The 14854-nt window shown below is 40.9% G+C and carries 12 protein-coding genes; 3 read left to right on the forward strand and 9 right to left on the reverse strand.

Features of this window, described 5'->3' with window-relative positions:
* Position 1 precedes the first annotated feature (1 nt).
* Positions 2-979, forward strand: coding sequence for a glycosyltransferase family protein (locus ACLOAU_RS08020; RefSeq protein WP_427861342.1), 978 nt, complete (start codon positions 2-4; stop codon positions 977-979).
* On the opposite strand, the gene ACLOAU_RS08025 is transcribed toward ACLOAU_RS08020, so the two are convergent.
* Positions 976-1764 (reverse strand): HAD family hydrolase, encoded by a 789-nt coding sequence (locus tag ACLOAU_RS08025; protein ID WP_427861343.1) that lies wholly within the window; start codon positions 1762-1764, stop codon positions 976-978. The two genes, ACLOAU_RS08020 and ACLOAU_RS08025, sit on opposite strands and share 4 nt — an antisense overlap.
* A gap of 133 nt (positions 1765-1897) precedes the next feature.
* On the opposite strand from ACLOAU_RS08025, the gene ACLOAU_RS08030 reads away from it, so the two are divergent.
* Together ACLOAU_RS08030 and ACLOAU_RS08035 are read left to right on the forward strand one after the other, a co-directional pair.
* Positions 1898-3061, forward strand: coding sequence for a DUF418 domain-containing protein (locus tag ACLOAU_RS08030; protein WP_427861344.1), 1164 nt, complete (start codon positions 1898-1900; stop codon positions 3059-3061).
* Between the two features lie 46 nt (positions 3062-3107).
* Positions 3108-4517, forward strand: a complete 1410-nt coding sequence (locus ACLOAU_RS08035) for a hypothetical protein (protein WP_427861345.1) — start codon at positions 3108-3110, stop codon at positions 4515-4517.
* Between the two features lie 74 nt (positions 4518-4591).
* On the opposite strand, the gene ACLOAU_RS08040 is transcribed toward ACLOAU_RS08035, so the two are convergent.
* From ACLOAU_RS08040 to ACLOAU_RS08075, 8 genes are all read right to left on the reverse strand, one after another.
* A complete protein-coding gene (locus tag ACLOAU_RS08040) occupies positions 4592-6631 on the reverse strand; it encodes a M13 family metallopeptidase (RefSeq protein WP_427861346.1) in 2040 nt (679 codons plus the stop codon).
* A 745-nt stretch (positions 6632-7376) separates the two neighbouring features.
* Positions 7377-8384, reverse strand: coding sequence for a bestrophin family protein (locus ACLOAU_RS08045; protein ID WP_427861347.1), 1008 nt, complete (start codon positions 8382-8384; stop codon positions 7377-7379).
* A 52-nt stretch (positions 8385-8436) separates the two neighbouring features.
* Positions 8437-8931, reverse strand: a complete 495-nt coding sequence (locus tag ACLOAU_RS08050) for an adenine nucleotide alpha hydrolase family protein (RefSeq protein WP_427861348.1) — start codon at positions 8929-8931, stop codon at positions 8437-8439.
* 115 nt (positions 8932-9046) lie between these two features.
* Positions 9047-10444: a HAMP domain-containing sensor histidine kinase gene (locus ACLOAU_RS08055; RefSeq protein ID WP_427861349.1), complete on the reverse strand. Its 1398-nt coding sequence runs from the start codon at positions 10442-10444 to the stop codon at positions 9047-9049.
* 4 nt (positions 10445-10448) lie between these two features.
* Positions 10449-11123 (reverse strand): response regulator transcription factor, encoded by a 675-nt coding sequence (locus ACLOAU_RS08060; RefSeq protein WP_427861350.1) that lies wholly within the window; start codon positions 11121-11123, stop codon positions 10449-10451.
* A gap of 224 nt (positions 11124-11347) precedes the next feature.
* Complete coding sequence (gene galE / locus ACLOAU_RS08065) at positions 11348-12388, reverse strand: UDP-glucose 4-epimerase GalE (protein ID WP_427861351.1); 1041 nt, start codon at positions 12386-12388, stop codon at positions 11348-11350.
* A 209-nt stretch (positions 12389-12597) separates the two neighbouring features.
* Positions 12598-13983, reverse strand: coding sequence for an inorganic phosphate transporter (locus ACLOAU_RS08070; RefSeq protein WP_427861352.1), 1386 nt, complete (start codon positions 13981-13983; stop codon positions 12598-12600).
* 91 nt (positions 13984-14074) lie between these two features.
* On the reverse strand, positions 14075-14722 hold the full coding sequence (locus ACLOAU_RS08075; RefSeq protein ID WP_427861353.1) for a DUF47 domain-containing protein: 648 nt from the start codon (positions 14720-14722) through the stop codon (positions 14075-14077).
* Positions 14723-14854 lie beyond the last annotated feature (132 nt).

The raw sequence follows: 14854 nt of genomic DNA on the forward strand, positions 1-14854 counted from the left end.
TATGAAGATATTTTACGCCGTTCAGGCAACCGGTAACGGGCATATTAGCCGTAGTATGGAGCTGCTTCCTTATTTACAGCAATACGGCCAGGTAGATATCTTTTTAAGCGGGGATAACAGTAACCTGAAACTGGATGCACCCATAGCTTATCGTAGTAAGGGTTTAAGCCTTTATTACACCTGCAATGGTGCATTGGATTACTGGCGTATTGCCAAAGCAATTAACCCTGTTGCCCTCAAGAAAGAGATCAGGGAACTGCCGGTTGAGAAATACGACCTCGTCATTAATGATTATGACTATATTACAGCGTCTGCCTGTGCTGCCAAAAAAATTCCTTCAGTCAACTTCGGGCACCAGGCCAGCTTTCAATCAATGAAAGTGCCAAGGCCTCCACAAAAAAGTAAAACAGGCGAATGGCTGCTAAAGCGATATGCAAAGGCAGACCGTTATATCGGGTTGCATTTTAAGAACTATGATGATTTTATTATCACCCCGGTTATAAAAAAAGAGATCAGGGAAGCAACACCTACAGATGGGGGATACATAACTGTTTATTTACCGTCTTATTGTGAGCCAGAGCTGATCAATATATTCTCGCCTTTTAAAGATCACCGGTTTCAAATATTCAGCCGTCAAAGCCGGCAAGACCATACAGTTGGTAATATAACATTTAAACCAGTTGACAAAGATCTGTTTAACCACAGCCTTATCCATTGTACGGCCATCATTACCGGTGGCGGTTTTGAAACACCTTCCGAAGCTATTCATTTGGGAAAAAAAGTAATGGCTATCCCCATCAGGGGGCAGTATGAACAATGTTGTAATGCTGCCGCCCTGAGGGATATGGGAGTGATGACGTTAGATAAAATCAACGGAAATTTTACCCATGATTTTGAAAGATGGGTCAACAACTACCAGCCGCTACAAATAGATTATAGCAAAAGCATACCTCAAAGTATGGAAAAGTTGTTTGCCTAAATACCCAACAACTTTTTGATGGTATAGGTTACTCCTCCGTGATTATTATCTAATTCGGTAACGTATTTGGCAGCTTCAATAATTTTCGGGTGAGCATTTTTCATCGCATAGCTAAAGCCCGCTTCCTGTATCATATCCATGTCGTTCAGGTAATCGCCAAAAACCAGAGTTTCATTAGGTGAAATACCCAGTCTCTTCTGTATCGTTTTTATAGCGGTGCCCTTGCTGCCATCGATATTGGTAATATCCAGCCATATTTGTCCGGCAACAGCAACTTTGAAATTATTTTCAAATTGTTTGTAAAAAGGATAACTGTTGGTTTCCGATCCGGCCAGGTCGCATAACGAAATTTTAAGAATCACATCGTCAACTTTTGTAAGATCATCCACTATTTTGTATTCCTGGTAGTATTTTAATGCCTGATCGGTAAACACTTTATCTGTATCCTCAATGTAAGCCAGGTGTTTACCGCATAAAACAGGGTATACATTTTCGATGGGCCTTGAAATTTCAACGAAATTTTTGATGGCATCTGTGTTCAATTGATTCACAAGCAATTCTTCATTGCTGTGTACAACATAAGCCCCGTTATCGCAGGCAAAATATAATTTGTCCTTTATCGGCTCAAAAACAGATGCTATATTATGGAAGGGACGACCGCTGGCAATGACCATATTGATCCCCTTTTTAAAAACCTGTTCAGCCGTTTCCCAAAAATCATCCGGTAGATTTTTGTTGTCATCTAACAAAGACCCATCCAGGTCGATTGCTATAATATTAATCATTTTTTTATGTGATTTAACTAAAAAATGAGGGTATTCATCGATAAAATTGCCGGTTTCGTCTAAAAAACAGCAAAACGCTTTTTTTAAATAACTTACATTAGCATCTGATTAGCAATTAGCCCTCTACTTCTAAATGCGACGTTCTGAAACAAATATATACAATAACAATAGGATTGAAGTCGTAGATGTTCTTCGCGGTTTCGCCTTATTGGGTATTTTCCTGAGGCATTTTATCTCGAGGTTTGATTATAGCTATGGAACACATGCGCACAACCGGTTTTTGTCAAAAATCGACAGGTTTATTGAGGCTGCCGACTACCATTTTCTTTTAGATAAAACCTACCCGATTTTTGCGTTGCTGTTTGGATTTTCCATGTTTTTGGTAGAGAAATCATCTGGTGAAAAATCGCCGACACGATCTTTTCAACGTTTATTGAGCCTTATACCCTTTGCATGTTTAAATGCCATTTTTTTTCCTGATGGCGATATACTGGGTTTGTATGTTATGGTGGGGTTGATTGTCTTATTGTTCGTCAAACTGCCGTCGAAATGGTTGCCTTACATCGCTGTTTTCTTTCTTTTACAACCATTGATCTGGATACAAATGGTTATTAATCTTTTTGATGGAAACTTTTCTATTATCAGTTATAACTCATCCTCTTACATTAAGGATGTGGAGTCTACAATTGCCAACGACACTATTCTCGACATTATATGGACGAACCTTACAAAGGGGCAGATCGGGAATTTTTTGTGGGCACTGGAGGTTGGGAGAATTAGCCAGACAATAGGGCTTATCTTATTGGGCTTTTATTTGGGTAAGAGTGGCCGTTTCGAAGTATTTATCGGCAGAGGAACCAGGAACTTACGTTATTTGATCATACCGTTTCTGATCATCATCGGGAGTATGATGTTTGGTAAATATGCTCTTGAAACGCCCGTTGCCAAAGAAGTAACCTTACTCCTGTCTAATTGGTCAGGTCTATCCTTTGCTTTTATTTATATTATTTTGATCATATTTATTTACCAGATATTTCCGGCATATTATTTTTCTCCTTTACGTTTTTATGGACGAATGAGCCTTACGAATTATATATCACAGTCAATAATAGGTGGTATTTTATTTGCTCCTTTTGCGTTAAACGGGGCAGCTTATTTATCAACCACTTCCATAGTTGTATTGTTTACAATTGTTACGGTTGGACAAATACTTTTTTCAAAATACTGGTTAAACAAAAATCATTACGGTCCGCTTGAGTTGTATTGGCGCCGAATGTCTCTATATCCTTTTAAATAAATTTCAAAACTTCTAAATGTTTCTTTATTATTAAAAATTTCATCTTATGAAAAATGTTTTTCTCTTTTTGAGTCTTGTCCTGGGTTCTTTTTCTACTGCGATAGCCCAAACTGATATTCTTTATACTATTAATAACGATTTTTCTGTAGGGACAGGTATTACCCAGCTTAGTAACGTTGATCCTAATAATGCTACTGTTAATGGTACTTCTACAAACTATGCCACCGGTGATTTTACAACCAACTCGGCTGCAATGGCCATGTCTGCCAATGGAAAATTTATTTATTATATTGAGCAAACTACGAATACCGGAAATTTCGACGTGCGTTCTATTCCGGCTTTCCCGGACCCGGGTGTACCTACTGCCCCTACCGCCGGTAGCGTAGTATTGTCTGAAGATTTAAATGGTGCGGCTAACACAAATCTTCTTTATTTCAGAAGACTGGGTACATCGCCCGATGGCTGGGCGTACATGGTTACCACCGAGGAAACTACCGGACAGATTTATCTTTCAAGGTTTTTAACAGACGGCAATACCGGCGCTGCCAGTAATTTTCAGAACCTGGGCACTATTACTTTAGATGGTACACCGCTTTCTCCTAATTTTAATAATGGCGACCTGGTACTGGACGGTGCGGGTAATATGTATATCCTCGTAAACCTGGACGCAACAGGAGGAGATGCTGTTATCTACCATGTATCGGCTGCTACCCTCGCTGCTGCAACCGGCCCAACTTCAGTTACAAACCTTACAACAAAGTATATCATTAAAAATGAAAGCGGTGTTAACTTCCAGGGGCTTGTTACAGGCCTGGCACTTTCTTCCACCGGAACCTTTTATGTAGCAGTACAGGGCCCCACAGACGGTGGTATTTATTATATCAATAGTGGTGTGCAGGCCGGTGTTGTTACTATTAAGGGGCCAGGCAACACTGCCAATAACGATGGATTAGCTGATTTAACATCCAGTTATTTTCCTGCAACCACTGTTCTCCCTGTAACCTATAACACAATAGAAGCTCGTATACAGGGCAATCAGTTGATTGTGAATTGGAGTACTTTGTCTGAAACAAATAATGCACGCTTCGATATCGAGGTTTCTAAAAACGGGAAGGAATTCGTTAATATAGGTAGCGTTGCCACAAAAGCTACAAATGGTAATTCAGACGCTACAATAGAGTATAGCTTTACAAAAACTGTTGATCTTCCGGTTGCCGTTATGGGAATATCATTGTTCTCTTTAGCCGCAATTTTGCTGCTTACCAATAGGAGGAATAAGGGCTTGTTCTCAATAATAATGATACTGGGAGCCGGGCTTACTTTTGCATCTTGCAGCAAAAGCAGCGATCAGGTAGATGTAAGTGGCGAAAGCAAATTGTTTGTAAGAATTGTGCAGGTAGATAAAGATGGAAAGAAATCAGCCTCAAAGGTTATAACTGCCTATAGAGCTGATTAAACTGATGTATGTTTATAATAAAGAAAGCCGCATTCCGCGGCTTTCTTCGTTTTATTCATAAAGAATAATTTTTATTACCAGATCCGGATACGGTCTTCAGGCTTTTTATACAGTTTGTTATCTTCTTTCACATCAAAAGCTTTGTACCAGGCATCCATATTCACCAATGGGCCGATAGCCCTGTATTGTCCGGGCGAGTGCGTGTCGGTTTTTAGTAACTGAGCCGCTGTTTGTGGCAGGGTGTTGGTACGCCAAACCTGTGCCCAGGAGAGAAAAAAGCGCTGATCAGGAGTAAAGCCATCAATCTTCTCATTGCTTTGGCCTTGCTTCGTCATTTTAAAGGCCTCGTAAGCAACATTTAGTCCTCCCAGGTCTCCTATGTTTTCTCCCAGCGTCAGCCTGCCGTTTACATGTAAGGTATCCAATACCGTGTACCCATCAAATTGTTTAGCCAGCGCGTCTGCCTTTGCATCAAATTTCTTACGGTCTTCATCTGTCCACCAGTTTCTAAGAGTACCATCTGCATCATATTTGCTGCCGTTATCATCAAAGCCGTGCGACATTTCATGGCCTATTACAGCGCCAATACCACCGTAATTAACCGCATCATCAGCATTAGGATCAAAGAACGGAAACTGTAAAATACCTGCAGGGAAAACAATTTCATTTAATGTAGCATTATAATAAGCATTAACAGTAGGTGGTGTCATTCCCCAGCGTTCTCTGTCTACTGGTTTACCCAACCGGCTAACCATATAATTGTAGCCCCAGGCATCGGCATTCCTCATGTTTTGAAAGAAGCTGTTGCGGCTAATGGTCAGTCCATCATAGGTTTGCCATTTATCAGGATAGGCTATTTTGGGTCTGAATGCGGCCAGTTTTGCCAATGCTTTTTGTTTGGTAGCATCGCTCATCCAATCGAGTTGTTGAATGCGGTTGGCATAAGCTTTTCTAAGATTGCTTACCAATTCTTCCATTCTTGCTTTTGCGGCCGGCTTAAAGTAATCTTTTACATACAGCTGTCCCAGCAGTTCTCCTATATTTCCATCCGTTAAGGAAGAAATGCGTTGCCACCTCGGTGTGGCTATTTTTTGCCCGGTAATTACCTGGTTAAAAGCAAAATTAGCATCTACAAAATCTTTGCTCAGGTAGGGAGCTGCTCCACGCAGCACATACCACTGCAGGTAGGTCTTCCAGTGTGCTACCGGCACTGTTTGCAATAAGGAGTCGGCAGTAACAAAGAATGCAGGATTGTTTACAAGTATAGAGTCTTGTCCCTTTACTTTTAGCGCAGGCAATATTTGTTGCCATTCAAGCTGTGGGGTTTTGCGGCTAAAATCGACAAGACTGAACTTATTGTAAGTGCGATAGGCATCGCGCATTTCTACCCGGCTCAATTGCGCGTTTGCCAATTGTTTCTCAATATTAAAAATAGCTTTCGCGTTTTCCTCTGCCTTTGTTACTGATGTACCGGTTAAAGTAAATAAGCGCACAATAAATCTGGAATAGGCTGCCCGTATATCCTGTGAGCGGGCATCGTCTTTTAAATAATAATCCCTGTCTGATAGTCCTATGCCTCCCTGGGAAAGCTGGGGTACTAAATTTTCAACATTCTTACGATCTTGTCCGATAGAGAACCCGTATAACGGTGAAGCAATGCCATTCGACCGCAGGTAATTCATTTCTTTCAATATGCCGGGCAGGTCGCCGATAGCAGCAATGCGGGCCAGGTCTTTTTTTATAGGGGCATGACCCAGTTTTTCTATCGACAGGCTATCCATCCCGGCTGCATAAAAATCGCCCACCATACGTGTTACCGAGCCTGCTGGTGCTGTTTTATCGGCAGCCGCCTTTTCAAGTATCGTTTTAACGGCATTTATATTAAAATCACGTAGCTGGTTAAAGCTGCCCCACCGGGTTTCCTTAGGCGGAATAGGATTGTTTTTAACCCATTTGCCACTGGCATAAGTATAAAAGTCATCACCAGGACTTACGGATAAGTCCATATTGGCTTTGTCAATAAATCCCTTTTGACCCAGCTGTGCGCCGGCAGCTAAAGTTCCGACCCCTAAAACAGTAAGGAGCAAACCTTTTTTGACCAGGTATAGATACATATTTGATTATTTTTTGAAAGTAATTTAGGTTTTAGACGCCATTGATGTTTAAAACTATTCGTTTCCGGTCGATTTTTCTTTATAAGCCAGCCAGTAATGTGCATTATCCGCTGGAAGGATGTGCATAAACCTGTTCATAACAGGTGCGTATATAACTGCTCAAAAATTTTGAAATGGGGTTTCCGGCGTCGTATCTTCATAATGCACAGTTGATAAATTACTATTCAAAAGAACATTAAGTTACAATTGTGATCGCAGCAGATTCTTTGACAAATGTATCGCGAAACTTCAATTTGGCAATAAACACAAATTTGTCTTTATTTCCGGTTGTGGTCGGGCATACAAAAGTAGATGTATGAAGCTGTAAATGCTAAAGCTATACCAGCAAACGTATATCAACAGTGAAATAACAAAAGGTAGCAATGCCTGTGTGTTTCAATGAAGAGATACGAAATTCAGTAAATGCCGAAGCAAACATTTAGCGGAAGCCTTGCCAATTGTTCTGTGGGTTGATGATGTTTTAACTTCGCATAGCAATATGCTTACTTAAATCAATCGATATCTACTCTACATGACAGTGCTAAAGCTATTTAAAGCATCGGGTTTTATGCGACGGGAATTGGGAAACTGATTCTGAAGCTACAAACACGATGCTTTTTCTTTTAGTACAGGGGATGGAATATATTTTAAAAAAAAAGCGAGGCAAATGCCCCGCTTTTTGCGTTTTGTTTAGAACGCTATCCGGCTACAATATATAATACTCTTTATTGGAAGCATAGGCGGAAGCCACTTCCGCCTGCCCGGGTTCATCAACGGGTTTACGGTTGGCCAGAGGGCTAACAACGGCATCTGTAACGGGTAATTTCTTTTTATATTTTTTATCAATACTGCTTTTGGCATATAGTTGCATCAGATTCTTTTCAATACTTCCGGCAATGGTAGTCATGGGGGTATCGGTGGGCTTATTCTCAAAAGGATCCTGCAGGTGTATGGCCATTTTTTCAATCAGTAAAAAGCTGGCAGAAATAGCTACTACCAGTGGAACTTCTACATAACCAAAATACTCAATCACTCCAAAAGGTAGCAATGCAATAAAAAGCATCAATGCAATATGTATGTACAGGCTGTATGTGTGGGGGAACACTGTATTTTTAATACGTTCGCATTTCCCCATCGAATCGGTGAGCCTTGATAAAGTACGGTCCAGCTCTACCTGCTGGTAGCTGTTGATCCAGCCTTTATCCAATGCAAGGTGCAGATCGGATCCCATGTTATCCAGTAAAGCACTGGGTATATTTTCAATGTCTTTAAGGGCTTCAAACTCATCCCGGTCAATATATTTGTCCAGCGATTTAAGGGCATTTTGTTTTCTTAAATGATGTCCCAATGCATAGCTCCACCCGATCTGGCGGCGAATCATACGCTGCCTGAAGGTTTCCACATCTTCACTATGGTAATTATTGTAGGTAAAACTCATTACCTGGCGGGAGAGGCTGCGGGAATCGTTCACAATAGCACCCCATATATGACGGGCCTCCCACCAGCGGTCGTAGGCCTGGTTACTCCTGAAACCCAGTAATAAAGAAATAACCGTTCCCAGTATCGCGGGGATTGCCAACGGAATAGTGATTCTTGTTATATGGGAATAGTTGTAGAGTATCGCAATAATAGTAGCGTAAACAGCTATCGCAATAATCTCGTACTTGATCTTCCCGAACACGTATTTAAATGGTATATTTTTCTTCAGTAACATTGCGATATTTATTTTCTGTAGTTGTTTACTTCTGCCATTCGAACCGGTACTATCATGCACTTGCCAAAGCAACTTGTGCAGTTTCCAGTTGCATTTCCTCTGTTGCTTTAACAGGTTCAGCCACTTTGTTTTTAGAAAAGTCTTTCAACAATGCTATTTTGCTTTTTTTGAAGAATGGAATAGGATCCAGACTTGTTTTGCTGGCCTTTACAAATACATAATCTTCAGGACAAACGATCACGCCAATATCGTTAGCATCGGTAAAATGATTGAATAAAGATTGCGTGTTGCCGGTAAGATATTTAAAGCAGATTTTATTGATAAGGTCGGGGTATTTATACTTCAGGTACTTGCAGTTTTGCCTGAACGTATCGTTGATCATTTGCGCATAGGGTGGCTCCGGGCGTATCAGGTCGCTGATACCCGAAGGCATTTCATAAATATGGAACAAAATAATATTTACCTCTTTGTTTAAGGACTTAACGGCTTGTTCGGCCAGGCGAAAAGATGCTTGCGAAAAATCGGTTGGAACTAAAATATTAACCATAGTTTGCTGTTTTTTGTTATAGCAAAGCTGCGGTTTCGGTATTAAAAGGTCTTAAGATTGAAGTTAGATTGCAGTTAGAATTAAATTAGAGTAAGATTAAAAAATGCGCAAAGCTCTAATCTTGTTTTAATGTAGTGCTCCGTCTTGAAGCCAATGGTAAAAATACCTTTATTGTAGTTCCCTCGTTTTCAGCAGAAATAACTTCTATGCTGCCCCTGTGCATGCGCATGATGTTGCGGGTTAAAGGCATGCCGATCCCATATCCCTCAAACCTCGACGTATTGGAAGCTCTAAAGAACGGGTCATAGATATATTTAACTTCGTTGGTTGGAATACCAATGCCCTTATCGGTAACAATAATAATAGCCTGTGTTTTCTCCAGTTGCAACTCAATTTTTACGGGAGCGTTGCCAGAGTATTTACAACCATTCAATACAATATTATCGAGAGCTACTTTAAGCAACTCCTCGTTGCCATAAACACTGATGTCGTCCTCGTGTTCGGGCAAATCCGGTAGCATGATCTGCACTTTGTTTTCGGGCTCCACATCTGTTACATTCTCTTTAATACGAAAGATAAGCTCGTCCAGTCTTATCTTCTCCCATCGTTGGGTTTTGCCATCGAAGCCAGATTGCGCCAGCGCCAGCAATCCCTTGGTAAGGCGTTGCAACTTTTCTGATTGCTGTACAATATTCGAGAGGCTCTGTTTATAGTCTTCGGGGTTGCGCTCACGCGATAGGGCATAATCAGCTTCGGCTATAATAGTGGTAAGCGGTGTGCGAAACTCATGCGATGCGTGGCTTACAAAATTGTTTTGTGCTTCAAAAGCTGTCGATAATTTATCCAGCATATTATTAAAAGTATCTACCAGGGCCGCAATTTCGTCATTGCCTGGCTGCTGCTTCAAACGTAAATGAAGGTTACCTTCACTAATAGATTTAACTCTTTCGGTTATGTATCGGAATGGCCTGAACGCTCTTTTAGAAAAATAAAGACCTACGCTATAAATAATAATAACTGAAGCAATCAGCGTAATTAATAATATATAACCTAATTGCCTGATGATTTCGCCACCGTAAACATTGGCTGCCGATTCTATAACCAGGAAATCTCCCGTTTCATCTTTATAAAAAATACCTGCATAATGATCCAGCCGGTGTTGGTAAAACACCGTTTCCCCCCTGGCCTTTTTTATGTTGGATAAATAGGACTCCGGAACATTAGGCGGGAAAGGAGGTTGCGGCTCCCCGGTTGTTGATAAGGGAACAATATAGGATTTCTCATCAGGTAAACGTTCCAGGAACTGCCGTTGTATTACTTTAAATGACTCGGTAGTATTATGATCTTCCTCAAACCTAAACTTGGAGGCGATATGTACCCTTAGTTCCAGCCGTTTATAAAAATCGGCATAAGCAAATTTGTTCGAGAAATAATAAACAACAATCGACAGTATTGTGAAAACCGTAGCTGTTAATAACGTGAATAGTATGGTGGTTTTTGACTGTATTGTCATGCTGCTACACTTTAAACATATAGCCCATGCCAATTACTGTTTGAATGAGTTTATTAGCAGGGTCGGTATCTATTTTTTTGCGTAAATAATTAATGTACACATCAACCACATTAGTGCCCATGTTGAAGTTGATGCCCCACACATGTTCCAATATCTCAATACGGGATACCACTTTGTTCGTATTTCTTACCAAAAATTCAAGCAGCCTGAATTCGGTTGCAGTGAGGCTAACCGGTTCGTCTTTCAGTTTTACAATTTTGGATGAGCGGTTCACATAAAGGTCGCCGGCTCTGAAGGTGTCCTCCTGCTCAATAGGGGCGCCTCTTCTCCTGGCCAGGGTTCTTATACGTGCTTCCAGTTCAACAAACTTAAATGGTTTTACCAGGTAGTCATCTGCACCTGCATTAAGGCCTGCTACAATGTTTTCGGTGGTGCCCAATGCGGTTAAAAACAGAATGGGTGTATCAATTTTATGATCTCTGATCGTTTTGCAAAGCTGCATACCATTGATACCCGGTAGCATGATATCCAGAACGATTACGTCGAAATCGTTGGTCAGGGCAAAGTCGAGACCTGTATTTCCATCGGGCGCAATGGAAATGCTGTACCCGCTTTCGCTAAGGCTTTTATTAATTACGCTGGCTACGCTTGGCTCGTCTTCTATCAATAATACTTTCATTCAGTTTGTTGTGTTTGTAATAGAGTGGAGCAAATAATCGCCATTCTATTTGTTTTGAACCACCATATGGTGGAGTGGGAGGACACAAAATCGTTAAAACTCAACCAAGTTTAATAAAACTTTTGTGAAAATTAATGATATTGCTCTTCATACAACCTAAAAAGCCGTGTAAAAGATACATCTTAATTACACGGCTTTTATTTTTCGGATAATATAGTTATGTGCTAGTTGGAAGAAACTTCCGCCTGGTCCTTTAATTTTTTTTCCCATGCCCAGGCAGTAGACATCATATCATCAAGGCCGTATTGTATATCCCAGCCCAGGCTTTTCACGGCGTGATCGTTATTGGCATAAATGGCAATAACATCACCCGCACGGCGCGGACCTATTTCGTAGTTCAGTTTTTCTCCGCTTACCCGCTCAAAAGCATGAATAGCTTCCAATACGGTTACGCCATTTCCGGTACCCAGGTTAAATATTTCGTAGTTAGACTCATTTTTGTTGCTTTCGGCAAACTGAATAGCCAGGGTATGTGCATGAGCTATATCGCTTACATGTATAAAATCGCGCAAACAGCTTCCGTCACGGGTGTCATAATCAGCTCCGTGAACCGTCATTTTAGGCAATTTGCCAATGGCGGTTTGTGTAATAGCCGGGAATAAATTTTGCGGCCGGCCAATAGGCAGTTCGCCAATCTCGTTAGACGGGTGAGCGCCTACCGGGTTAAAATACCTTAATGAAATAATGCTGGTATCTGCGGCAACTTTAGCAAAATCTACCAGTATTTGCTCACCCATTTGCTTGGTAGCACCATAAGGGCTTTCGGCGGGTTTACCCGGCGTTTGCTCTGTAACCGGTATACTATCGGGGTTGCCATAAACTGTACAGGAAGACGAAAATACGAGGTGAGGCACTTTAAACTCCCGCACACATTTTAAAATATTCAAAAGAGAGTTAAGATTGTTTTCGTAATACATCAATGGTTGCTCTACAGACTCACCCACCGCTTTATAGGCTGCAAAATGTATAATGCCGGCGATATCAGTATTTTCCTGGAAAACGGCATAGGTATCGTCGTAACTGCAAAGATCTACTTTATAGTTTTTTACTGCTTTGCCGGTAATGGTTTCAATTCCTTTTAAAACCGCAGGGTTCGAGCGGCTGTTGTTGTCGATGGAAATAACATCGTAGCCATTTTGAATAAGGTCTACTACCGTGTGAGAGCCAATGTAACCGCAACCTCCGGTTACTAAAATTTTTGCCATATGGATGTATGTTTTATGTAGATAATGATAGCTGCACGCATTTTAAGGTTATTGCAGCGCAGCTGAAGTCTTATATTAGCCTGAACAAATCCTATCCGGGCAGTATCAATACTAATAACGGCAACCAGCTGAAAACAAAAACACCTTTGCGCTTGAGCCGGCGCAAAGGTGAGCGTTTTTTATTGAAAAATCAATGAGAAGTTTAGTTGCTAAAACATTCGTACTACAAAGTAAACCAGTCCGGCCAGTATAGCACTGATAGGGATGGTTAATACCCATGCCCAGATCAGGTTTACAGTTACACCCCATCTTACAGCAGATAAACGCTTGGTGGCGCCCACTCCAATAATAGAGCCGGTTATGGTATGGGTAGTACTAACCGGAATTTTAAGCATTTCGGTGGCAAACAGGGTAATAGCCCCGGCGGTTTCGGCTGCAACCCCTTCAAAAGGTGTTACTTTAGTAATACGGGTACCCATGGTTTTAATAATTTTCCAGCCGCCGCTTAAAGTACCTAATGCAATCATGGTATAACAGGCTAAAGGCACCCAGTAAACCATCATGTCAAGGCTGTAAGTAGAGGAGTCGTAGGCAACAAAAGCCGCCATAATAATACCCATTACCTTCTGGCTGTCGTTACCACCATGGCCAATACTAAATGCTGCCGATGATACCAGCTGCATTCTTTTAAACCAGCGCTCGGCCTTGGAAAAGTTCAGTGAGCTTAAAAACAAGGAGAAAGTAGCAATACTTACCAAAATAAATGTAAGTAAGAACCATTTCATATTGTGACCAAACAGTATGTATTTTAAAAAATAAGGCTTATTGCTGTTGATCAGCTTCTCGGCATTTTCCAGCGTTTTTTTGGTCTTCATCATCTTACCCTTCGACACGTCCAGCTCTCTTTTCTTCAAAATATCCGTTTCAGAAGGGCTGATCACCAAGGCTGTCTCCTCGTATTTGGTGGCCGCTTTTACTGCTTCGGTTTGCAGCTTCGGTATTTCGTGAGAAGGGCTGTGGGTAACTGCAGTAAACAGGTAAATGGAGCCAATAATGATGGCAATTGATAATACCTTCATCGGTAAGCCCTTTTTGAACGAATGAAGGAAGAATATAGAGATGAAAAAGGCAACGATCATACCCAGTAAAGGAGCCAGTATAATAAAGGCTACGGTGGGCAATATCTTGCTTTTATTTACTATTTCCCATATACCCAGTCCGTCGCCGGTATGCGACATATAAGCGTGGGCAATAGCTGCTCCTCCAAAACCGCCTATGAGGGTATGTGAAGAGGAAGACGGAATGCCCAGCCACCAGGTAAGGAGGTTCCAGAGAATAGCGGCTAAAATACCCGCAAATAATACATTTAAAGTAACAAACTCGGGATAAACGATCTGGCTTACCGTTTCGGCTACACCATGATCGAAAATGAAGTAGGCCAGGAAGTTAAAAAATGCGGCCCATACTACAGCCTGGAGGGGAGTTAATACTTTGGTAGATACAACAGTAGCGATAGAGTTGGCTGCATCATGAAATCCGTTAATATAATCGAAAATAAGCGCTAGTCCTATGATGACAACGAGGTAAGTAAACATGTAGGATGTTTAAAGTTTATAATTTAATGTTTGAGGTTCTTTTCCGGTTGCCCACTTTGAACTTTAAACATTTAGACTTTGAACACAATGATTAAGCGTATTTAATAATAATAGACTCAATTACATTACCTGCGTCTTCGCATTTATCTGTAACCAGTTCCATTACCTGGTAAATATCCCTTCTTTTAATCAGTTCTTTGGCATCTATATCACTATCAAACAATTTTTCAATACTCATATCAAAAACATCGTCTGCCTGGTTTTCAATGCTGTTTATTTTTACAAGGGCCTCTGTTATTAACCTGATCTTTTTCATATCTCTCAGTTCGCCTACGGTTGTTTTAACGTGTTGAGAGCCCTGCTCAATTAATTCCGCCATTTTTTGTATGCCCATATCGTTAGGGTTAACACGGTAGAAATTGATCTTTTTAGCGGCAGAGTAGGTAAAGTCAACAATATCGTCGAGGGCAGCAGCCAGCGCATGTATATCTTCCCTGTCGAAGGGGGTGATAAAGTTGCGGCTTAGTTCGGTAAATACATTATGGGTCAATTCATCGCTGTCATGCTCCACATCTTCCAGCGCTTTAACCAGGGTATTACGTTTATCATAATCCGGTTCGGTAACCACTTGCTTTAATAATGCGCCCGATTTGGCAACATTTTCAGAAATCTTTTCAAAAAGTTCAAAAAATACAGTGCTGGCAGGGGTGAAAATTTTAAGTATTGAGTTAAGACCCATAACAAATTGTTTTAAATTGATGGCAAAAGTACTTGTTAGATGTTTCTATTACTTAAAAATAGAGGATTTAATAATTCCTTAATATTGAATTTGAAAATTTCTCGGGGCTTTCTGTTTCAAATCATCCTTACA

Origin of the sequence: Paraniabella aurantiaca (assembly GCF_050309965.1) — a bacterium.
Taxonomy (GTDB): Bacteria; Bacteroidota; Bacteroidia; order Chitinophagales; family Chitinophagaceae; genus Niabella.